Origin of the sequence: Actinorhabdospora filicis, from assembly GCF_030269765.1 — a bacterium.
In the GTDB taxonomy this organism is placed as follows: Bacteria; Actinomycetota; Actinomycetes; order Mycobacteriales; family Micromonosporaceae; genus Actinorhabdospora; species Actinorhabdospora filicis.
In genome coordinates this window covers 87,875-107,470 of the sequence record NZ_BSTX01000004.1, presented here as the reverse complement: position 1 = coordinate 107,470, position 19,596 = coordinate 87,875, and the positions used below count along the sequence as shown (strand labels likewise).

Sequence of the window (19,596 nt, the reverse complement as noted above, 5' to 3'; positions counted from 1 at the left end):
CTACCCGCCAGTAGCCTTGACTGCCTTAACGGGCGGCTCGCGTTTGACCGTTCGGACGAGGGGTACACCCCCGCTCTGCCCGCGCGGCCCCAACCCGGCGCGCCCGGCGAGCATCGCGGCGGCCAGCGCGAGGGGCGCGGCGGCGGTCATGACGGCCGCCGGGCCCGCGGCGTCCACGAGCAGACCGCCCAGCGCCGCGGCGGCCCCCATCGTCGCCTGGAAGGAAGCGGTGAACAGAACGGTCGCCGCCTCTCCCGGCGCCCGCGCCGCGAACAGGTGCTGCGAACAGGCGGGCACGGCCCCGTAGGCGAACCCCCACACCACCAGCGCGGCCACCGGCGGCACGTGCGGCAACGCCAACGCCGCCAACCCGATCGACGCCGCCGCCCCCGCGAACACCCCCGGGCGGTGCCCCAGCGCCCCGGCGGCGAAGTTCCCGGCGATCCCCGCGGCGCCGTAGACGAGCAGCAGCGGACCGGCCGCGGCCCCCTCGGCCTTCAGCAACGGCGTCACATACGTGTAGGCGCCGAAATGCGCGAGGACCACCAGGACCGTCACCGCCAGCGGCACCGGGCTCCTCCGCAGTGCCCGCACGAGGACGGCGGCGCTCGTCGGCGTCTCCGCGGGCAGCCGCGGCGAGGCGAGCGCGATGACCACCGCGACGGCCCCGCTCAACGCCCCCAGCAGCGCGACGGACGTCCGCCATCCCGCGGCCTCGCCGAGCATCGTCGCCAGCGGCACGCCCAGCACCGAGCCCGCCGGGACGCCCGCGAAGATCACCGCCGTCGCGCGGCCCCCGTCCCGCACCAGGCGAGGGGCCAGCCCCGTCCCGATCGACCAGAAGCCCCCGATCGTGACCCCCACCAGCAGCCGCGAGCCCAGCAGCGCCCAGAAGGACGTCGCCACCACCGCCACCCCGCACGCCACCCCCAGCAGCGACAACAACGCCACCAGCATCGCCCGCCGCTCGAACCGCCGCGTGGCGACGGTGACCACCGGCGCCGCGACCGCCGCGACGAGCCCCGGCATGGTCATGGCGAGGCCCGCCGTGCCCTCCCCGACGCCGAAATCGGCGGCGATCGACGGGAGCAGCCCGATCGGCAGGATCTCCACGGTGACGATCGTGAAGATCCCGGCGGCGAGCGCGGCGACGGTGATCCGTGGTTTCGGCATACCGCAAGGGAAGCCGGGGTGGAGGGTGACGGCTGGCGGGGATGCGACGAGGGAGTGGGCGGGGAGGGTGATGTCGGGAAACGGCCGGGGTGGGTGGGCGGCTCACGCCGTGGTGACACGGCTCGGGACACCCACCTCCATCTCGCCCATCAGAGTGTCGTCGCGAGAGGGGCCACGGCGATTGCCGCGTTCGGCGGCGCGCGGCCGCGTGCGTCCCCACGGCCCGGCGCGGGTGCGTTCGCGGACCCGGCGCCGTCCACCCGGCCAGGCTCCGGTGTCAGCCGCCGGTCGCGGCGCCCACCCGTCCGCGCCGCCCGGGGAGCAGGTCGGTCCAGTGCGCGGGCCAGTTGACCAGCGCGAAGACAGCGGTGATGACCAGGTGCAGCGGAGCGGCGGTGCTCTCCGAGACCGGGTCGTGGTTGACGATGTGGGTCGTCACGGCCCCGACGAGCAGCAGCACCAGCGAACCCGCGCCGAGGAACCTCGCCCGCCGGTTCGGGATCACCAGCAGGACCGCGCACACCAGCTCGATCGATCCGACGAGGAAGCGCACCCACGCCGGATATCCCCACCCGGTGAACTTGGCGGCGTAATCGGACCCGAGCGGCCCCGTGCCGGGCCAGTACTTGGTGACGGCCCCGACGAGGAACTCCAGGGCGATGATCCAGTAGAAGACGGTGACGAGTCGGCGGACCAAGGGACGGGATGTCATGCGGTGATCTCCGGTCGCTGAGACGAGACCGGCCCGAACGGGCGGCCACCGGGATGACCGGCCGGAGCGAGGGAATGTGACCGGGCGAACAGCGGTGCGGGTCACGGCGGCCGCTATGGACACAATGGACACGGCCGACGCGACGGGCCTCCGGCAGAGGAACCGCGGCGCGGAGCGGGTTGCCCCGATGGCCGCTGCGGCGGAATCGGTGCCGGTGCGGGTGCCAGTGCCAGTGCCAGTGCCAGTGCCGGACGATGCTCGGCCGAGCCGAGCCGAGCCGAGCCGAACCGAGCCGAGCCGAGCCGAGCCGGGCTTGGGCGGGGCGGGCTTGGGTGAGATGGGCTTGGGCGGATGGGGAAGCTGCTCGGGCTTCGTGCCCGACAGGATCGGCTTGCGGGTAACCCCTCTCGGTCCACCCCGTGCTCGTGTCGAGGCCACGACCACGAGACGCGGGCCGCAGGATCCCGTGCGCGAACGAGTGCATGCCGGGTGCCCGGATACGCGGGCGAGTGCGCGGCTCGAACGCCCTCACCGCCCCGGCGACATGACGGCACCGGGTCGGCCTCGGCCGGGCGCGGGTTGGCGGGGATCGGGCGGTTGGGAAAGGAAGCAGTCGGTCTCCGCCGGGCGAGCGGGGATCAGGCGGTTGGGTTGGCGGGACTGGGCGGATGGGAAGGGAGGCGGTCGGCCCCGGGCGAGTGGCTGGTGGGAACCGGGTGGGCAGGTTGCCGGGGTCGGCGGGTGGGCAGGGAAGCGGTCGAGCGAGCGGGATCGGGTGGGCGGGAATCGGGCGGGTGGGCTGGCCGGTGGTGGGCCTCGGTCGAGCGAGCAGGCGGGCGGAGCCGGACGCGTGGGTGAGTTGCCGGGCGGCCGGGTACTCGGGTGGGCGGGCGGGGCGGGTCGTCCGGCTGGTGGCTGGCGGCGGGTGCGGGTGCGTGCGTGGCTCGGGTGGCGGGTTTCCAAGCTCCTCATGACTTCGCAGACTCCTTCCGCCCCTCCGCGACCGTCTCTTGTGGCCGCTCCCGTGGTGGTCTCGCGCCTCCCATCGAGCGCGGGCTCGGCCGGGTCGCCGCGCTGCGGTTCGGGGGTGCCGTGGGTTTTCGGCGTTTGTGGCGGCGGGGGGCGACGGTGAACTCGCGGCCGCTGGTCGTCTCCGTCCACAGGAGATCGCCGGGGGTGTGGCCGCGTTCGGGGTCGGGGGCGGTGATGCGGGTGAAGGTCCAGGCCTCGCCGTGCGCGGTGCCGTGGTGGTTGGGGCAGAGGTGGGCGAGATTGTCGAGGGTGGTGGGGCCTCCTTCGCTCCAGGGATGGATGTGGTGGGCCTCGCAGCGGCGCCAGGACACCGTGCAGTGCGGGAAGGCGCAGGTGGGTTGCTCGATGGACAGGGCCCGGCGCTGGGCGATGGAGACGAGGCGGCGGGTGCGGGCGAGGTCGAGCACGCGTCCGTCGCCGTTCAGGACGGCGGGGAGGACGCGGGCGTCGCAGGCGAAGCGGCGGGCGATGGCGGGCGGGATGGGGGTGCCGTCGAGGTCGGCCCAGGGGTTGGTGAGGGCGCGGTCGTGGAGTCCGGCGTCGGGGAGGGCGGAGACCTTGGTGACGAGGGCTTCGTGGTCGATGGTGACCACGACGGTGGGTGGGGTGAGGCGGGGTCCGGTGAGGTCGGGCGGCGGGTTCTCGGCGAGTTCGCGGAGGGCGTCGGCACGGCGCTGGCCGGCGGTGCGGCGGTCGCCTTCGCCGTCGGGGCGGGTGAGGGAGTCGAGGGCGGCGGACACGGTGGCGCCCGCGAGGTCGTCCAGGTGCCCGGCGAGGTGCCAGGAACCGTCGAGGGTGGGAGTGAGGCTGACGTGGCGGCGGTCGAGGCGGGCGGTGAACTCGCGGGCCTGGCGTTCCTCGTCGATGCGGGACAGGAGTTCCTTGACGGCGGCGGCGACGGTGCCGGGGAGTTCGTGGCGGGCGATGTCGGCGAAGACCTCGTCGAGGGTGTGGAGGCGATGGCCTGGGACGTAGTCGGAGGGGACGGGCTCGGCGAGTTCGCGGGTGAAGGTCTCGCGGTGGCCGCGCGCGGTGGCGTGGAAGACGGGCAGGGCGTGCTCGATGGAGATCTCGCCGCGGGAGAGGGCCTCGGCGAGGGCGGGGAGGAAGGGCATCTCGGTCGCGGCGCGCTGCCAGGAGCGGGCCCTGGCGCTGGACAGTCCGGCGTGGACCATGAGCCAGGTGGACAGCGACGGGAAACCCTCGGCGGCGAGATCACCACGGCGGTGGACGACGGAGAGCGCGGCGAGGATCGAGCCCTCCTCGCGGCGGACGCCGGAGATGCGCGAGAGCAGATCGGGCAGGGAGACGGCGGCGGGAAAGAGCGGCGCGAGCATGAGCGCTCCAATGCCAGGGTGAAGGGACTCCCGGTGATGCGTGTCCGCGCGAGATACGGCGGTGCGCCAATGAGCGGGGCTTCTCCGACATCCTGACAGATCCGGCCGATCTCGTCAATAAGCCGCATTTCGTACGGCGCTTGAGGATGGTTCAGCTGCCGTTCGTCGTGAGTGGACGGACGGGCCGGGCCGCAGGAGGGTGTGGGATGGCGCGCCGGACGGACGCCGCGCACTCGCGAGGCGAGGGCCGGGGTGGGACGGACCGCCCCGCCCTACTCCGTCCTGCACAAACAAAACGGGTGCCCCGCCGGGTCGATCATCACCACGAACCCGTACCCCCGCTCCCCCACGTGCTCCTCTACAAAGCGCGCGCCCAGGGTTTCCGCCAGGGCGCGCGCTTCGTCGATGTCGTCCACCTCCAGGTCGAGGTGGAACTGCTGGGGCCGGGACGGGTCGGGCCAGGCGGGTGGGACGTGGCCGGGGGCGAGCTGGAAGGCCAGGCGGGGGCCGCCGCCGAGGTCGACGGTGACCCAGTCGTCCTCTTCGCGGACGATCTCACCGGCGATTCCGCCGGTGGTGGGCCCGCTCAGGAGTCCCGAGTAGAACCGCGCGAGCGCGGCCGGGTCGGGGCAGTCGATCACGATGTCCGATACGCGCATGTCCCCGACGCTACCCGGGGACCGAGGCCCTCCCGGTGGGTACGACGCGGATGCTGGTGGGCACGTGGGCGGGGACGGCGTCGGCGACGGTGGCCGAGAGGCGGGCGACGTCGACGGCGGCGGTGGTGGTGACGCGGACGAGGACTTCGATGCCGGGGGTGGCGGTGCCGGGGAGGGGCCCGTTGGCGGTGCGGGAGTAGACGCAGCCGCCGTTGTCGGTGATCTCCACGTCGCCGCCGGTGAGCAGGCGGACGTGTTCGGCGAGGCCCTTCTTCGTGCCGCTCCAGCGGTGCAGCTCGACGGCCGAGGCGACCAGTTCGCGGCGGCGTTCCATGCTCCAGCTGTCGTCGATGGGCAGCGCGACCCAGGTCGCCAGCCAGTCGACGATGTCCTCGGGCGCGATGGCGGGGTCCAGGTAGGACGGCCAGTTGTCGAGGACGGCGAAGACGGGCGCGAGGACGTCGTCGAGCGCGGCGGTGAAGCGCTGGGCGAACTCGTCCTCGGCGTAGACGGCGGGCAGCGACTCCCCGATGGGGTGGGGAGTCGTCAGGCCCGGGATTCCGGCTCTCATGTCACTCCTCCGTTACCCGGACCTGGTGCCCGTAGGAGAACACCAGGGCGTGCGGGGTCAGGTCGAGGCGCTGGACGGCGGAGCCGCGCTTGCCGGTGGCGGGGTCGGCGCCGAAGAGGCGGACGTCCTCGACGAGTTCGACGCCGGGCAGCTGCTGGAGGACCGAGAAGATCTCTCCGGACTGCACGGGCCGCCCGAAGGGCCAGCCGCGGCCGTCGGCGCCGCCGACGATGGGGTTGAGGTACTTGTAGAGCGCGCGGATGGCGCGGGTCTGCAGGGCCTCGGGCGAGCTGCGGCGCTTGGCGCGCATCTGCGCGACGACGGTGACGCCCTGGTAGTAGGGGGGTTCGACGGAGATGCGCGAGCCGAGGCAGCGCCGCTCGTCGAGGAAGGACGCGATGCGCGCCAGGGTGTCCTCGGCGGGGTCGAGCTGGTTGAGCTGGAGGTCGCCGGGGTCGGAGACCGAGGGCACGACCAGCAGGCGGACGGCGCCGGGGTCCTCGGCGACGGGGACGCAGCGCACGCGCGCGAGGTCGGGGGCGGCCTCGGCGGCGAGCTGCTCGTAGTCGTCGACGGTGACGGCGCGTTCGCGGGTGCGCAGGAGCAGCGGGCCGCGGATCGAGGCGTCCTCGACCGATTCGCCGTCGACGCCGCCGGTCGCGGGACGGCGGTTGGTCACCGTCGACACGAACGGGACGGGGTCGCGCTGCACGCGCAGCATCCCGCGGGCGACGTTGCCGGCGCGGCCGCCGCCGGTGCGGTACTCCTGGACGCGGATCGCGGTGCCCTTGGCGGGCACGGCGCCGTAGTGGCGGAAGCTCCCGTCGGGTTCGCGGACGGCGGGCCCGAAGTGCAGCTGGCCGGAGGTGCGGTCGACGGTGAAGTGCTTGTCGGCGGGCCCGGAGCGCGCGAAGGAGGTGACCTCGGTCCACTCCTGCCAGCCGTCCACACCGGACACGTCCACGTTGAACGGCTGCTCGGAGGCGACCACGGGGCTGTGCGCGAGCGGGAACCGCTGCCCGGGAACGCCCTCGGACATGCCGGTGATCTCGTTGCGGACGACCTGGGCGTGGATCGCGGTGACGGTCCCGCCGATGGTGCTGGCGGTGGCCGAGGTCAGGCGCGGGGGCTGCTGGTAGAACGGCTGTCCCTCGGCGGGCGCGACGAGGCGGCAGCGGATCCAGCCGGCGCGGCGGTTGTCCACGACGGAGGGCGCGTGCGTCTCGGGCACGTGCAGGACCACGTCACCGGCCTTGTTGAAACCGCCGGTGGTGTCGCGGTCGACCTCGCAGGCCGACCACCCGTGCCCGTTCCACGCCTCCCACGCCAGGGGCGGGTCGCGCGGGTCGACGCCGACGCCTTCGACGTTGCATTCGATGCGCAGCAGGACCGCGCAGTTCGGCACCGCGTCGGACAGCCCGAAGATCACCGCGTCGCCGACGGTCGGCTGCGTCTGGAAGCACGACAGGCCGGTCCCGGCGAGCAGGTCGCCGGTGCGTTCCACCGGCCGCGCGCCATTGGACTGGGTGAGGATGTGCGCCAGGCTGCACGGGACGATGTCGAGCTCCTTGACCGTCCGGAACACCACCGGCTGCTCGGTCTCGGTGAACGGCGTCGACACCTGCGAGTCGGCGGGCACCTGGACCACCGTCTCCTGCGCCGCCGACAGCCAGTAGGTGACGTCGCCGCGCGCGGCGGTCGGCGGGAACAGTTTCACGCCGATCAGGTCGAGGAACTTCAGGTAGTGCAGGCTGGGGACCTGGTTGACGCGGTAGAGCAGCTGGTCGACCATCATCGCGAAGGTCTCGATGAGCGTGACTCCGGGGTCGGACACGTTATGGTCGGTCCACTCCGGGCAGCGCTGCTGCACCATCCGCTTCGCCTCGTCCACGAGGTCCTGGAACCTGCGGTCGTCGAGGTTGGGTACGGGCAGACTCATCGCTCACCGTCCTGTGCGGGCATCTCCGCGGTCTCCTCCGAGGGGATCATGTAGAAGGGGAACACCAGGTTGCGCGGGTCGTTGCTGCCGCGAACCGAGTAGATGATCTCGATGAGGAGCCGTCCCTGGTCGACCTCGTCGAAGTCGATGACGACGTCCTCCAGGGTCACGCGCGGCTCCCACCGCTCCAGCGCGATGCGCACCTCGTAGGCGATGCGCCCGGCGGTGGCCGCGTCCGCCGGGGCGAAGGCGAGATCGTGGATGGCGCAGCCGAACTCCGGCCGCATGGGCCGCTCGCCCGGCGCGGTGGCCAGGATCAGGTGGATGGCCTCCACCAGTTCCCGGTCGCCGCTGACCAGGGCCATCGAGCCGGTGGCATCGGTCCGTAGCGGGAAGGCCCATCCCGCGCCGATGAACTCCTCGGCCATCTCAGCCCCCGATCATGACGGTCGGGCAGCCCGGCGGCAGGATCGGCGCTCCGCACGCCGACATGTCGCCGACGCGCGCGGCGGGCTTGCCGCCGATCAGGACCGTCGGGCAGCCCGGCGGGATGATGGGCGTCGGGGGGTGCGGCGGCGGGGGCGGGAACGAGCAGGTGTGCAGGTCGCCGACCACGGCCGCCGGTTTGCCGCCGATGAGCACGGTTGGTACGCCGGGTCCGGTGATGACGCCGGGGTGACCGGTGGGGTCCCCGACGCGGGCCGCCATGGGCATCGCCGTACTCCTCTCTATGCCGGGACTAGTTGATGCGGACGATCGCGCCCTTGACGGTGACCGGGCCGCCCGCGGAGAACTCCGCCTGCCCGGAACCGTTCACCTTGACCTGCGTGGCGGTCATCTCCGCCGACTGCTGGCCGGTGATCTTGACTTGAGCGCCCTTCATCTCCAGGTTGCCGCTCTGCGCGTCGATCTTGATGCCGACGCCCTTGACGCTGATCTCGCCGGGGCTCTCGATCTCGATCTTCTTGCCGGACACGTCGAACTTCAGGAAGATCTTCTTGTCCCCGGTGGACAGCAGGATGCCCTCGCCCTGCTTGCCGTCGACCAGCTCGATGCGGTGCCCCTTGCGGGACACCAGGGCGCGCACGTTGATCTCGCCGCTGCCGTCGTCGATGCCGGGCGCCGACAGCTTCGGGACGACGTCCTTGCCGTTGTGGAGGCCGCCCAGGACGTACAGGGTGTCCATGTCGCCGTCGCAGCGGCCGACCAGGACCTCGTCGCCGACCTCGGGCAGCAGCCACGAACCCCGGTCCTTGCCCGCCGACAGCTGCACCGTCCGGCACCAGCCGGAGGTGAAGTCCTTCGACAGCCACGGGAACGTCAGCTTGACCCGGCCGAGCTTGAGGGGGTCCCGGACGTCGGACACGATCGCGGGCATCAGCCCGGTCGCGGCCCCGCCGGGCGCCTTGCCGCCCTGGATGACGCCGTACAACGAGCGCTCCTGCCGGTGCGACACGGTGAACGCCGTGGTGTACCCGGCGGACTCGGTGAACAGGTGGCGGGTGCTGGTCAGGGTGTACTTGCCGACAAAGGGATCGCCGACGCCGGCGAGGCTGACCGCCTGCCCGGGCCGCAGCTTCGGGTTGCCCTTGGCGACACCGTCGAGTTCGGCGGCGGCGGTGGCGAGCTGGTCGGCGAGCGCCTTCGCGGCGGCCTTGACCTCGCCCTGGCTGTGGTAGGCGGCGGAGGTGGACAGGTAGGGCGGGGCCTTGAACTTGCCGGCCCAGCCGGTCGGGTCCACGCCGGACGCCTCGGTCCCGGCCAGTTTCGGGGTCTCGGTGGCGGTGATCTCCTGCTTGTGCTCGAAGTCCCAGCCGCGCACCTCGACGCTGGGGACCTGCTCGGCGGCGGTGACGGCCGCGCGCAGGGACAGCAGGTTGCGGCTGGCCTCCAGGACCAGCGGGTCGGTGGTCGCCGAGGACGACTGCGGCGGCGCCTCGCTGGGCGGCTTGGGCAGCTTGAAGTCGAGTTTGCCCTCGCTGCAGGAGATCTGCGCGCCGACCAGGTCGGCCAGGCGCGACAGGAACTCCCAGTCGGACTCGTTGTCCTGGGAGAACTGGGTGTTGGGTTTGCCGCCGACGCCGGAGACGGCGTCGATGGTGCCCACGGGCACGCTGGCCTTGCCGCACACCTGCCGGACGACGTCGGCGAGCCCCATGTCGGGGTAGGCGACGACGCGCTTGCCGCGGTAGAGGCGGTGGGCGAGGTCGAGGCCGCGGACCTCGGTGAAGCTGCCGTGGGCGTCCAGGTCGAGCTCGATGGCGGTGATCTCGCCCTGCATGAGGGGCTTGGGCCCGCCGGGTTCGGCGGTGTTGACCTTGACGGCGATCTTGGCGCCGACCTTGAACTTGCCCTTCTCCAGCGCGACGCGCTGCGGGTCGCGGAAGCGGAGCGCGCAGGTGTCGGGCAGGTTGCGTGACGCGTCCACCCACGCCCAGGTCAGCAGGGACGCCACATCCGCGGGGAGGGCGGTCCCTTCGACCTCGACGATGAGGGTGTTCGCGAAGCTCTCATTGGCCATTGTCACCATCCGGGAGCTCGTCGGCCGCGGGCACCAGGAGCCGCGTGCCGACCGGGATGCGCATGGGGTCGGTGATCTCGTTCGCCTCGGCGATCACCCGCCACAGGTTCGCGTTCCCGTAGGTCCGGTAGGACAGGGACTGGAGGGTGTCCCCGGCGGTGACGATGTGCGCGCGGCGGGCGGTGCGGGAACCCGAGGTGGGGTTCTGTCCGCCCTGCTCGCCGGAGATCTCCTCCAGGTTGACCGTGCAGACCGCGCGGACGGGGGTGCCGCTGGGGGTGAAGAGGGTGTACTTCGCGGTCACCGAGGCGACGTAGGACGGGAAGCTGGTCATGGGTCCCCAGTGGAAGATCACCCACGGCGGGGAGCCCTTCTTGGCCGCGCGCGAGGCGTCGGTGGGCACGCAGCAGTTGAACAGCTTCTCGACGTTCTTCACCACCTTGTCGTCCATCTTGTCGGTGGCGTCGAAGAACATCTCCAAGGTCAGTTTCGCCGGGTCGGAGCCGGTGAACTCCGGCGGCCCGGACTTCTTCGCGTTGCGCTGCGCGTCGCGCTTCCACTTCGCGTTCTTGGACAGGCTCAGTTCCTTGGGGTTGAACTGGAAGTGGATCTGGCCGATGGGCCCGCCCGGCTGGGCGGTGCTGCCGTCGGCGGGCGGCTCGCGCAGTTCGAGGTAGGCGCGCTGGAGGCTGGACGGCGCTCCGCCGCCGCCTCCCGCGGACGTGAATGTGACCGGACCGGACATGTCAGCCTCCCGAACCCGGGGCGAGGAAACCGTGGTGGGCCAGTTCGAGGGTCTCGGTGGCGACCTTCGGCGACTCCGCCGACAGCTGCGGGCCCGTCCAGCGCACCGGGACCACGTCCACCAGGGACCACGTGGAGATGACGGTTCCCTCAAGCGTGCGGGCCTCGATGGTCGCCGTCTTGCGCTTCACGCCGTTGGCCATGCTGGCGATCCATTTGGTGACCTTGGCCGAGGCCTTGGTCACCGGGCGGCTGAGTTTCACATTGGAGTACTTGATGCGGGTGGGCAGCTGCCATACGTATCCGTTATTGCCGCCCTCCTCGCGCTGCTCCATCACGAACTCCACGCCCAGGCCGTCGCATGAGTTGAACGCGCCGAGGTTCTCGTCGTCGATCTTGACGACGAAGCTCACCGCTACCGCTTCGGTGTCCGCTGCCATGGGACGGCTCCTTTCAGTGCCACAGGTCGGTCACGATGCCCCGCCGCTCGCGGTCGTGGCGCAGTTCGGCGCGCAGACGTCGCAGCAGCGGGTCGTACAGCTTGGCGAGCAGCACCTCGGGTGCCTCTCCCTGCGCCTGCCCGGGGGCACCGGGGGCGGGGGCGGCGGGCGCCGAGGGCGCGGGCTCGGCGGCGGCGGGCGGTGGGGGGTCGGCGGCGGGGGGCGGCGCGGCGTCGTCGGCCCGCTGGACGTAGTAGGGCTGCGAAGCCTCGGTCACCACCGGCGGAGGAGGCGGCGGGGGCGAGGCCATCGGCATCGCCGGGGGCGCCGAGGCCGCGCGCTGCACCAGGGGACCCGCGCCGCCCGAGGGCGCCGGGGCCGGGCCGCCGGAGAACGCGCCACTCCCGAAAGCACCGGCCGAGGGCGCGCCCAGGACGCTGATCGAGCCGCCGTTGCCGGTGGCCCCACCGCTGCCCGCGGCGAGGGTGAGCGAGCCGGACGAGGTCCAGCCGCCGCTGAAGGTCTGCACCGAGGCCGGCCCGTACTGCGGCGACGAGGACGACGACGGCGAGGCCGCGCCGAACACACCGGACGCCGTGGAGTTGCCACCGGTGAACGAGCCGCCCGGGTTCGAACCACCGGTGGTGAAGGTCTGCGCCGACAGCTGCGGGCCGCCGTAGGAGACGGGGACGACGACGGGTGTCGCGTCGCTCGTGGCGGCCACGGGGGAGCCGCCGGTCGCGGCGCTTCCGCCGTCGCCCCCGTCGTTCGGGCGCACCGCCGAGGAGATCGGGTTGGCGACCGCCGAGGACGCGGGCAGGCCGCGGTCCCCGATCAGCCGCGCCACGACCGGCGGCGCGAAGGAGGCGGACGAGGCCGCGCCGGAGGCGGGCTCCGCCGACGGCGACGCGACCGAGCGCGCGACCGTCAGGGGTGCCGACGAGGTCACCGGCGAGGCCGGGGAGACCGCCGAGGGCGAGGAAGAGGAGGTGGCGGGACCGGCGCCCGGCGCGAACGCCTCGAACGCGGCCGGGCCACTCGGCGGGGTGAGCCGCTGGAGGCTCGCGGGCGAGGACGTGCCGTCCTGCGCGAACGACCGGGCCGACAGCGGCGCCGGGGAGGCCGCCTGCGTGTCGGCGCTGCGCTGCACGGTCGGGCCCACGGACCCGTCGGCGCTCACCGCGGACTCGCCCACCGGCGAGGAGGAAGCGGAGTCGCCCGCCGACGGCGGGGTGATGCCGCGCTCGCCGATCAGCTGGGCGACGACCTCGGGCTCACCGGCGGACGGCGTGCTCTCGGCGGCGGGGCTCTCGGCGGAGACGGAGCCTTCAGAGAAGGCGGGGCCTTCGGAAGTGGGAGCGTCCACGGTGGCCTCCGCCGCGGTCTCGGTCGCGGGCGAGGAGGTGCCGAACTCCGGCTCGCCGGACACGGCCGGGGCGTCCGGGACGGACGTGCGCGCGCCGGGCGGCGGCGCGAAGGTGCTCACCGAGGGCGAGTCGGCCGGCGTACCGGGTGCGGCCGAGCGGGCGACGGTGAGGTCGGGCAGGTCCGGGCCGCCGGTGGCCGAGGACGTGTCCGAGCCCGGCGAAACGGACATCGAAGGCGAAGAAGTGGACGTGTCCACGGCCCGCGCCACCGTCAGCGGACTCGCCGAGGTCAGCGGCGCCGAGGTGTCCGGCACGGAGGGCGCCGAAGGCGCGGTCTCGGCCGCCGGGGAGGAGGGAGTGTCCGGTGTGGACACCGACGGGGCCGAGGCCGCCGCCACGAAGTCGGTGAAGCTGGACGGGCCGGTGCTCTCCGGCGCGGACACCGGCGTCCCCGGCAGCGCCAGGCGCTGCACCGCGGGCGGCTCGGCGACGGGTGGGGTGGAGCGCACGACGGGCTGGTCGACGGGCGGCGGCGTGACCGGGGTGGCCACCGCGCGCTGCACCGTCTCACCGCCCAAAGGGTCGGCCGTCCCGAGTGTCGGGGCCACCTCGGGTGAGGGCGCGGCGTGCTCGGGGAGCGCGCCGTCCACGCTGGAGGAGATGGGCGGGCCGAGGCCGCCGCGGCGGCGCGAGGCGGGCGCCGAGGGCAGGTCGATGCTGGTCGTGCTGCGCTGCACGATGGGCGGCCCGACGGGCCCGCCGACGGGACGGGTGACCACGGGGGTGTCCGGCATCGGCGCGGACTCGTGGGTGATGACCGGCGCGTCCGTGGACGGCTCCGGCGCCGACGACGAGATGTCGCCGCCGAGGGTCGGCGCGACCGGCTCGTCGGCGAATGCCGGGGCGTCGGTGGCGGCGGCCGTGTCCGAACCGGACGAGACCACCGGAAGCTCCCACGCGGCCGGTGTCTCCACGCCCGCCGTCGGCGGCTGCGCGATCGGCAGGACCGCCGACGGCGAAGGGGCGAAGGAGCGCTGCACCATCGGCGCGGGCCGGGACTCGTCGGCGGCGGGCAGCGCCCGCAGCACCGGCAGGTCCGACACGTCCGAGGTCCGGATGGCCTGCACCGACACCACTCCCCCGGGCGCCGAGCCGGACACGGTGTGCCCGAGGCTGCCCAGGAACGCCGTGGTGCGGCGCGTGGTCAGCCCGGCGGCGAAATCGGCCGGCGGGTTGACCGTGGGGTGACTCTCCACGACGCGCTGGACGGCGGGCAGCGAGCGCCACTCGCCGCGCGGCGCGCGAATCTCGGGGAGAGGCGCGGAGGGCGGCGACGGCGCCTCAGCCTCCGTGTGCTCCTTCTTCGACCAGGGCCACCGCATGGTTCACCGCCCTCCGTTGATCCGGTTGTTCAGGTCCGCGATCTGCCGGACGTACTCCAGCCGGTCGCGGTGTTCCATGTCGAGGATCTCGTCGAGACCCCAGTGGAAGTGGTAGGCGACGTACGCGATCTCCGCGTGCAGCCGGTTGGTCGCGTACGTCATGATTCCCCCAGGCGGCTGCCCGACAGGTCGACCTCGAAGTTGTGCGCGCACTCGGGGCAGCGGACCGCCGCGCGTGTGTGCCCTTCGCTGTTGATCTGCCGGTACATGTCCTGCAGGAACGCCAGGTCGGCGGCGAAGAGGTTCTCGATGACCCCCACGTGCACGTCGTCGACGTCGCCGATGGACGTGATCACGCGCGCCAGCAGCACCACGGTGAGGTAGGCCGCGTTCTCCCGGACCCGGTCGTCCCGCAGGGGGACGAGCTCGTCGCGGGCGGTGGCCAGGCGCATGACGCCGTGCCGGTGCACGGTGCCGTCGGCGGCCACGTATCCGCGGGGCAGGGTGAAGGCGAACTCGGTGCGCAGCGGCTCACGGACCGGCGCGGACTCCATCGACGTGTCGGCGTCCCCTTGGAACGCCTGCTGGGGTGCGGTGATCGTGCGCTTCATCAGGCGGCCGGCTTCATCTCTTCGTAGGTGATGACGAGCTTCTCGGTGAGCACGGAGGTGTCGCCCGCCTTGAGGGCGTTCAGTTCCAGGCTCTTCGGCCACGCGTTGGTGAGCGTGTACCGCTTGATCGCGATGCCCTCGTAGTCGAAGACGATGATCGAGCCGCCCTTGCGGGCGTCGGCCATCTTCCCGAAGTGCGCCGACTCGACCCACTTCTCGAAGCTGTTGTCGGCGGTCAGACCGCGCGTCAGCGTCACCTCGCCGGCCTTGGGGCGGCCGGGCAGCTTCTTGATGACGTACTTGCCGTCGGCGGTGTTCTGCTTGAGATCGATGACGTCCTGTTCCATCTTCAGGCCGCTGATCTCGGTGATGTTCTTGATCATGACGCCGTCGAACTCAAGCCCGAAGCTGTGGCCGACTGAGGAGTCAAGGTCTGGAAGAGCCATGTTCGCCTACCTTTCGAAAACGCGGGGGTTACTCGCTGACCTCGCTGGTGCCGCCGGAGAACTGCGACAGGCGGAAGATCACGAACTCGGCGGGCTTCACGGGCGCCACGCCGATCTCGCAGATGACCATGCCGGCGTCGATGCTCTCGGCGGTGTTGTTCTCGCGGTCGCACTTGACGTAGAACGCCTCGTCCGGGGTGAGCCCGAACAGCGCGCCCTTGCGCCACTCGCCGACCAGGAACGCCGAGATCGTGCGGCGGATGCGCGACCAGAGAGCGTCGTCGTTCGGCTCGAAGACGACCCACTGGGTGCCGCGCAGAATCGAGTCTTCGAGGTAGTTGAACAGGCGGCGGACGTTCAGGTAGCGCCACGCCGGGTCGCTCGACAGGGTCCGCGCGCCCCATACCCGGATACCGCGGCCGGGGAAGGAGCGGATGCAGTTGATGCCGAGCGGGTTGAGCAGCTCCTGCTCGGTGCGGGTCAGCGTGTTCTCCAGCGTCACGGCGCCGCGGACGACGTCGTTGGCCGGGGCCTTGTGGACGCCGCGGGCGGCGTCGGTGCGTCCCCACAGGCCGGCGACGTGGCCGGACGGCGGCACGAACTCGTTGCTGCCGCTGGCCGGGTCGAAGACCTTGATCCACGGGTAGTAGAGCGTGGCGTACTTCGAGTCGTAGCCGGCGAAGTCGACGCGCCAGTCCTTGATCTGCTGGGCGTTCATCCCGGGCGGCGGGTCGAGGATCGCCACGCGGTTGCCCATCGCCTCGCAGTGGGCGATGACGGAGAGCTGGACGGCCTTGACCGTCTCCAGGTCGACCGCGCCGCGGTTGTAGGCGCTCATGAGGTCCGGGACGGCCACCATGGTGATCTCTTCGATCGACTCCAGGCCGCCGACGCCGGAACGGTCCGACACGTCGCCGACGTAGTCGTCGGTGGCGACCTGCGCGGGCAGCGACGGGGCCGCCGCGGGCTCGACCAGCTGCACGGTCCCGGCCGCCGGGGCGGTGGTGACGGTGGCGGTCTCCTCCAGGGTGATCGTCTTCGACTGCTCGGCGATGACCTTGACCACGTTCTCCTTGCCGCGGCGGAAGGTCAGGTTCTCGAAGGTCTCGACGACACGGCCGTCGCGGGAGACCTTGACGTTGAAGCGGTCGGCGGGCTTGTCCTCGCCGCCGGGCTCGGTGATCTCGACGGTGACGTTCGTGCCGGGCGGGAGCGCCTTGCCGCGCACGCGGTAGCTGCCGAGCGCCGCCTGCGGGCCGGAGGCGTCCGCGGCGCCGTCGGACTGGCCGTTGCCGCCGATCCGGACGATGTAGGCGTTGCCGCCGCCGTTGAGGAAGTAGCCGTACACCGCCTGGCCGAGGTAGCAGTCCGCAGCGAAGTCCCCGAAGATCTGGGTGTACTGCGTCCAGTTGCTCACCAAGGTCGGTGTATTGAAGGGGCCCTGCGTGGCGAACCCGAGGAACGCGGCGACAGCGGTGCCAACGCCTTCGATCGGGCGCGACCCGGCCTCCTGCTCCTCGATGTACACGCCTGGCGACAAGTACGTAGGCATGCTGCCTCCTGGTCTAGGTGTCCTCGGATTGATCGTCCGGTGACTCCCCTTTGTTGTCAGGGGCCACCGGACGGTGTGTGCGGGAACGTTTTTGTGCCCAATGGGGCATGTTGGAGCGGCCGCCCGCCGAATGTCCGGGGCGGGCGTTCCGGCATGAAACGGATGCTCAGGGAATCCAGTAGTAGGTGACGTACTCGAAGTGGTCGGGACGCACGTTCCACTGGCCGATCGCGCAGAGCTTGCTGTATGCGGAGGCCACGGTCACCGCGTCCTTGGCGTCCTGCTCGGTGTCCAGGAAGCCGCCGAGGAGCTGCTGCTCGCCGGCGAAGAGCGCGAAGCCGTTGGCGCCGGCCGCCTGATAGTGCACGGCCTTTTTGTCATAGGCGGTGCACGCGCCGTTCTCCGGTGGGAAGGGCACTTTGGGGTCCTGGCCGAGCCAGTACTCCACGACGTATGTGGAGTGATCGGGACGGGTGTTGTTCGCCCCGATCCAGCACAGCTTCTGGTAGCGCGAGGCCACCTGGAGCCCGGCCTCGGCGTCGGCCTGGGTGTCGAAGGTCAGCAGCGTGCCCGAGCCGCTCTCGTCGAGGGTCCACCCCGTGGCGCCCTGGTCGGTGATGGTCAGGTGCTCGGCGGGGTAGTTGAAGCAGTTCGCGTTGGTGACCTTGGGGTCGGCGAACGGGGGCGGGCCCTGGGACTTGCTCGCCGAGGGCGACGGGGAGGCGCTCGGCGAGGCCGACGGGGCCTTCGAGGCGTCCGGCGTCGGCGCGGGCGTCGAGACGCTCGGGCCGGGCGTCGGGTCGGCGGCCAGGCGCGGCTTGAGCACGAACTGGTAGGCGCCCAGCAGCAGCGCGATGGCCACCAGCCCGGCGGCGGCCTTCGGGACCCACCCGGCGATGCGGGGGATGAGCTCGCGGTCGCCGTCCAGCCGGATCGGCTGCGCGGGCTCGCGCGGCACGACGATGACATTGAACGGGTAGCGCTTGGACTGCCCGAGCCACTTGCCGGGCGGGCGGACGTGGAAGCCGACCCGCTGGGAGCCGGGCGGGAGCTGCCGCTCGTCGGGGCCGAGGTCGAACATGAGCGTGCCGGTCGGGTCGGAGCCGACGAGGCGGACGGGCTCGATGACGTTGCCGGTGTTGGTCACCTCGACGGTGTGGGCGGTGGCGCCGCGCCCGCGCGCCTGCTGCGGGGTGAGCGTCGCGCTCAGCTCCCGGTAGGCGCCGACGGTGACGCTGCCCTGCGCGTCGGCGGTCAGGCCCCGGTGCAGCGTCGAGGCGGCGCGGACGGTGAACCACGCCGTCCCCGGCTGGGTGTCGGGACGCCGCGGCGGCGCCAGGCGGATGACCGCGGTCGCCGCCTGTCCCGGGTAGACCTGGAGCCGCGCGGGCTCGATCGTCGCCCACGGCGCGGCGGGGCCGACGACGATGAGCACGAACTCCTCGACCTGGCTGCCGCCGTTGCGGACGGTCGCGGTGGTCTCCACCGTGGCGCCGGGCTCTACCTGGAGCGTGGTGTCGGAGAGGTTGATGCCCGCCGCGGCGTTCTGCGGGGCGGCGGTGCGCAGGGGCTCGGCGTTGACGCTGACGGGGCCGGGCGTGGCGTCGTCGGCCTCCCAGCCGAGGAACGCGCCGCAGTCGCTGTTCGCGCAGAACTGCGCCCCGTCCGGATTGTGCCGTCCACACTGCCTGCAGACATTCGCCATCGCTGCTCCCAGGGGGTCTTTCTCGCAGGATCCCTCCGGGTGTACGCCCTTGTCAGGCCGCATGATGCGACCTCGGGTGCGCCATGAGCGTCCCCATCGGGCAGCACCGTTTGCCCCTGTGATTGCCCTCACGTCAAGGCTACGCTCGATGGATGGCGGCGTTCTTCGCGATGAGCCTTCCGGGTCTGGTCCTTCTCCTCACCGTGCTGGCGATTCTGGACCAGCTGGCGGTGAAGGCCGGCAAGACCCGCTGGATTCCCTGGCGCGGTTCCAAGCGGGCCGGTCAGATCTCCTCGACGGGTTTCGACCAGTTGCACGCCGCGATCGTCCCCGGGAAGGAGCAGGAGCTCCAGCAGCGCAAGTCGATGACGATGATGCGCGAGGACGAGGAGTCCGGCGCCGGGGCCGACGAGATCGACCTCGACGCCGGGGTGGTGCGGATCAGCCGAGCTCGGCGAGGTCGGCGCTAGTCAGCTCGATGTCGCCCGCGGCGACGTTCTCCTCCAGGTGCGCGATGGAGCCGGTGCCGGGGATGACGAGGATGTTCGGCGAGCGCCGCAGCAGCCACGCGAGGGCGATCTGCTGGATCGTGGCGCCGTGCCGGGCGGCCACCGCCGTCACCTTTTCGGTGATCTCGTCGTTGAAACGGGAGACGGGGAAGAACGGGACGAACGCGATGCCCTCGGCCTCACACACCTCGATGATCTTCTCGCTCTTGCGCACGGCCAGGTTGTAGAAGTTCTGCACGCACGCGATGTCGGCGAACTGCCTGGCCTGCTCGAAGCGCTCGAAGGGCACGTTGCTGATGCCGACGTGCCGGATCAGGCCCTCTTCCTGGAGTTCCCGCAGGTCGGTCAGCGGGCGCTCCAGCGTCCCGCCGGGCAGCGGGTTGACGCCGTCGACGCGCAGGTTCACCGCGTCCAGGGTGTCCACGCCCAGGGACGCGAGGTTCCACTCGACGGCCTTGCGCAGGTTGCCGGGGGCGAGACCGTCGTCGGCGTCGCCCTCTTGCCCGGTCATGATCGGGCCGACCTTGGTGACGATGCGCAGCCCCGCCGGGTAGGGGTGCAGCGCCTCGCGGATCAGGTCGGTGGCGCGGAAACCGTCGTGGTCGTAGTAGAAGCTGGTGTCGATGTGGTCGACGCCCAGCTCGACCGCCCGCCGCAGCACCGCGTGCGCGGTGTCGCGGTCGGGACGGCGAGAGGCGTCCGGCCAGCCGGTGAGCTTCATGGAGCCGTAGCCGATGCGGGAGACCTCAAGGTCGCCGCCGAGCGCGAATCGTCCGGGGTGCGTCATGGTCGCAACGCTAGGCGAATCACCTGGTGAGAAGGGTGGAGTACCCCGGATCGGGCGCGTGAGAGGAGGGGTTACATTCAAGATAGAGGGTGGGGTGTTTTCGCGGCCG

Annotated in this window: 19 protein-coding genes; 1 reads left to right on the top strand and 18 read right to left on the bottom strand. The window is 72.1% G+C overall.

The features are described 5' to 3' along the window. The 17 genes from QSK10_RS25455 to QSK10_RS25375 form a co-directional block, all read right to left on the bottom strand. On the bottom strand, nt 1-1,173 hold the full coding sequence (locus QSK10_RS25455; RefSeq protein WP_285665524.1) for an MFS transporter: 1,173 nt from the start codon (nt 1,171-1,173) through the stop codon (nt 1-3). A 277-nt stretch (nt 1,174-1,450) separates the two neighbouring features. Continuing rightward, complete coding sequence (locus QSK10_RS25450) at nt 1,451-1,885, bottom strand: DoxX family protein (protein ID WP_285665523.1); 435 nt, start codon at nt 1,883-1,885, stop codon at nt 1,451-1,453. A 968-nt stretch (nt 1,886-2,853) separates the two neighbouring features. Further along, nucleotides 2,854-4,254: an HNH endonuclease signature motif containing protein gene (locus QSK10_RS25445; RefSeq protein WP_285665522.1), complete on the bottom strand. Its 1,401-nt coding sequence runs from the start codon at nt 4,252-4,254 to the stop codon at nt 2,854-2,856. 272 nt (nt 4,255-4,526) lie between these two features. Next, a complete protein-coding gene (locus QSK10_RS25440) occupies nt 4,527-4,913 on the bottom strand; it encodes a VOC family protein (RefSeq protein WP_285665521.1) in 387 nt (128 codons plus the stop codon). A gap of 10 nt (nt 4,914-4,923) precedes the next feature. Then, the gene (locus QSK10_RS25435) at nt 4,924-5,484 is read right to left on the bottom strand and encodes a phage tail protein (protein ID WP_285665520.1); all 561 of its coding nucleotides are present in this window, start codon (nt 5,482-5,484) and stop codon (nt 4,924-4,926) included. A 1-nt stretch (nt 5,485) separates the two neighbouring features. Beyond that, nucleotides 5,486-7,423 (bottom strand): putative baseplate assembly protein, encoded by a 1,938-nt coding sequence (locus tag QSK10_RS25430; RefSeq protein ID WP_285665519.1) that lies wholly within the window; start codon nt 7,421-7,423, stop codon nt 5,486-5,488. After that, on the bottom strand, nt 7,420-7,851 hold the full coding sequence (locus QSK10_RS25425) for a GPW/gp25 family protein (protein WP_285665518.1): 432 nt from the start codon (nt 7,849-7,851) through the stop codon (nt 7,420-7,422). The genes QSK10_RS25430 and QSK10_RS25425 overlap by 4 nt, the downstream gene beginning before the upstream one ends. 1 nt (nt 7,852) lies before the next feature. Next, a complete protein-coding gene (locus QSK10_RS25420; RefSeq protein ID WP_285665517.1) occupies nt 7,853-8,137 on the bottom strand; it encodes a PAAR domain-containing protein in 285 nt (94 codons plus the stop codon). A gap of 25 nt (nt 8,138-8,162) precedes the next feature. Next, nucleotides 8,163-9,944, bottom strand: coding sequence for a VgrG-related protein (locus QSK10_RS25415; RefSeq protein ID WP_285665516.1), 1,782 nt, complete (start codon nt 9,942-9,944; stop codon nt 8,163-8,165). Continuing rightward, nucleotides 9,934-10,689 (bottom strand): CIS tube protein, encoded by a 756-nt coding sequence (locus QSK10_RS25410; RefSeq protein WP_285665515.1) that lies wholly within the window; start codon nt 10,687-10,689, stop codon nt 9,934-9,936. Before QSK10_RS25410 ends, QSK10_RS25415 begins: the two co-directional genes overlap by 11 nt. A gap of 1 nt (nt 10,690) precedes the next feature. After that, complete coding sequence (locus tag QSK10_RS25405; RefSeq protein ID WP_285665514.1) at nt 10,691-11,128, bottom strand: phage tail protein; 438 nt, start codon at nt 11,126-11,128, stop codon at nt 10,691-10,693. Between the two features lie 13 nt (nt 11,129-11,141). Beyond that, nucleotides 11,142-13,877 (bottom strand): hypothetical protein, encoded by a 2,736-nt coding sequence (locus QSK10_RS25400; RefSeq protein ID WP_285665513.1) that lies wholly within the window; start codon nt 13,875-13,877, stop codon nt 11,142-11,144. Nucleotides 13,878-13,880: 3 nt separating this feature from the next. Then, nucleotides 13,881-14,039 (bottom strand): DUF6760 family protein, encoded by a 159-nt coding sequence (locus QSK10_RS25395; protein ID WP_285665512.1) that lies wholly within the window; start codon nt 14,037-14,039, stop codon nt 13,881-13,883. Next, nucleotides 14,036-14,488 carry a hypothetical protein gene (locus QSK10_RS25390; protein ID WP_285665511.1) on the bottom strand — a complete coding sequence of 151 codons (453 nt, stop codon included), beginning with the start codon at nt 14,486-14,488 and terminating at the stop codon, nt 14,036-14,038. The genes QSK10_RS25395 and QSK10_RS25390 overlap by 4 nt, the downstream gene beginning before the upstream one ends. Then, the gene (locus QSK10_RS25385; protein WP_285665510.1) at nt 14,488-14,934 is read right to left on the bottom strand and encodes a phage tail protein; all 447 of its coding nucleotides are present in this window, start codon (nt 14,932-14,934) and stop codon (nt 14,488-14,490) included. Before QSK10_RS25385 ends, QSK10_RS25390 begins: the two co-directional genes overlap by 1 nt. A 28-nt stretch (nt 14,935-14,962) precedes the next feature. Beyond that, a complete protein-coding gene (locus QSK10_RS25380; protein ID WP_285665509.1) occupies nt 14,963-16,486 on the bottom strand; it encodes a phage tail sheath family protein in 1,524 nt (507 codons plus the stop codon). A 166-nt stretch (nt 16,487-16,652) separates the two neighbouring features. Continuing rightward, nucleotides 16,653-18,191 carry a zinc ribbon domain-containing protein gene (locus QSK10_RS25375; RefSeq protein WP_285665508.1) on the bottom strand — a complete coding sequence of 513 codons (1,539 nt, stop codon included), beginning with the start codon at nt 18,189-18,191 and terminating at the stop codon, nt 16,653-16,655. Between the two features lie 152 nt (nt 18,192-18,343). On the opposite strand from QSK10_RS25375, the gene QSK10_RS25370 reads away from it, so the two are divergent. Next, nucleotides 18,344-18,661: a DUF6191 domain-containing protein gene (locus QSK10_RS25370; RefSeq protein ID WP_285665507.1), complete on the top strand. Its 318-nt coding sequence runs from the start codon at nt 18,344-18,346 to the stop codon at nt 18,659-18,661. On the opposite strand, the gene QSK10_RS25365 is transcribed toward QSK10_RS25370, so the two are convergent. Continuing rightward, the gene (locus QSK10_RS25365; protein ID WP_285665506.1) at nt 18,633-19,487 is read right to left on the bottom strand and encodes an oxidoreductase; all 855 of its coding nucleotides are present in this window, start codon (nt 19,485-19,487) and stop codon (nt 18,633-18,635) included. The two genes, QSK10_RS25370 and QSK10_RS25365, sit on opposite strands and share 29 nt — an antisense overlap. Nucleotides 19,488-19,596: the final 109 nt, after the last annotated feature.

What these genes read in the sequence shown, in the direction of transcription:
- QSK10_RS25415 (WP_285665516.1), bottom strand. Translation starts at nt 9,944, where the DNA reads ATGGCCAATGAGAGCTTCGCGAACACCCTCATCGTCGAGGTCGAAGGG.
- QSK10_RS25450 (WP_285665523.1), bottom strand. Translation starts at nt 1,885, where the DNA reads ATGACATCCCGTCCCTTGGTCCGCCGACTCGTCACCGTCTTCTACTGG.
- QSK10_RS25385 (WP_285665510.1), bottom strand. Translation starts at nt 14,934, where the DNA reads ATGGCTCTTCCAGACCTTGACTCCTCAGTCGGCCACAGCTTCGGGCTT.
- QSK10_RS25370 (WP_285665507.1), top strand. Translation starts at nt 18,344, where the DNA reads ATGGCGGCGTTCTTCGCGATGAGCCTTCCGGGTCTGGTCCTTCTCCTC.
- QSK10_RS25395 (WP_285665512.1), bottom strand. Translation starts at nt 14,039, where the DNA reads ATGACGTACGCGACCAACCGGCTGCACGCGGAGATCGCGTACGTCGCC.
- QSK10_RS25405 (WP_285665514.1), bottom strand. Translation starts at nt 11,128, where the DNA reads ATGGCAGCGGACACCGAAGCGGTAGCGGTGAGCTTCGTCGTCAAGATC.
- QSK10_RS25400 (WP_285665513.1), bottom strand. Translation starts at nt 13,877, where the DNA reads ATGCGGTGGCCCTGGTCGAAGAAGGAGCACACGGAGGCTGAGGCGCCG.
- QSK10_RS25425 (WP_285665518.1), bottom strand. Translation starts at nt 7,851, where the DNA reads ATGGCCGAGGAGTTCATCGGCGCGGGATGGGCCTTCCCGCTACGGACC.
- QSK10_RS25455 (WP_285665524.1), bottom strand. Translation starts at nt 1,173, where the DNA reads ATGCCGAAACCACGGATCACCGTCGCCGCGCTCGCCGCCGGGATCTTC.
- QSK10_RS25430 (WP_285665519.1), bottom strand. Translation starts at nt 7,423, where the DNA reads ATGAGTCTGCCCGTACCCAACCTCGACGACCGCAGGTTCCAGGACCTC.
- QSK10_RS25365 (WP_285665506.1), bottom strand. Translation starts at nt 19,487, where the DNA reads ATGACGCACCCCGGACGATTCGCGCTCGGCGGCGACCTTGAGGTCTCC.
- QSK10_RS25380 (WP_285665509.1), bottom strand. Translation starts at nt 16,486, where the DNA reads ATGCCTACGTACTTGTCGCCAGGCGTGTACATCGAGGAGCAGGAGGCC.
- QSK10_RS25410 (WP_285665515.1), bottom strand. Translation starts at nt 10,689, where the DNA reads ATGTCCGGTCCGGTCACATTCACGTCCGCGGGAGGCGGCGGCGGAGCG.
- QSK10_RS25445 (WP_285665522.1), bottom strand. Translation starts at nt 4,254, where the DNA reads ATGCTCGCGCCGCTCTTTCCCGCCGCCGTCTCCCTGCCCGATCTGCTC.
- QSK10_RS25435 (WP_285665520.1), bottom strand. Translation starts at nt 5,484, where the DNA reads ATGAGAGCCGGAATCCCGGGCCTGACGACTCCCCACCCCATCGGGGAG.
- QSK10_RS25375 (WP_285665508.1), bottom strand. Translation starts at nt 18,191, where the DNA reads ATGGCGAATGTCTGCAGGCAGTGTGGACGGCACAATCCGGACGGGGCG.
- QSK10_RS25420 (WP_285665517.1), bottom strand. Translation starts at nt 8,137, where the DNA reads ATGCCCATGGCGGCCCGCGTCGGGGACCCCACCGGTCACCCCGGCGTC.
- QSK10_RS25390 (WP_285665511.1), bottom strand. Translation starts at nt 14,488, where the DNA reads ATGAAGCGCACGATCACCGCACCCCAGCAGGCGTTCCAAGGGGACGCC.
- QSK10_RS25440 (WP_285665521.1), bottom strand. Translation starts at nt 4,913, where the DNA reads ATGCGCGTATCGGACATCGTGATCGACTGCCCCGACCCGGCCGCGCTC.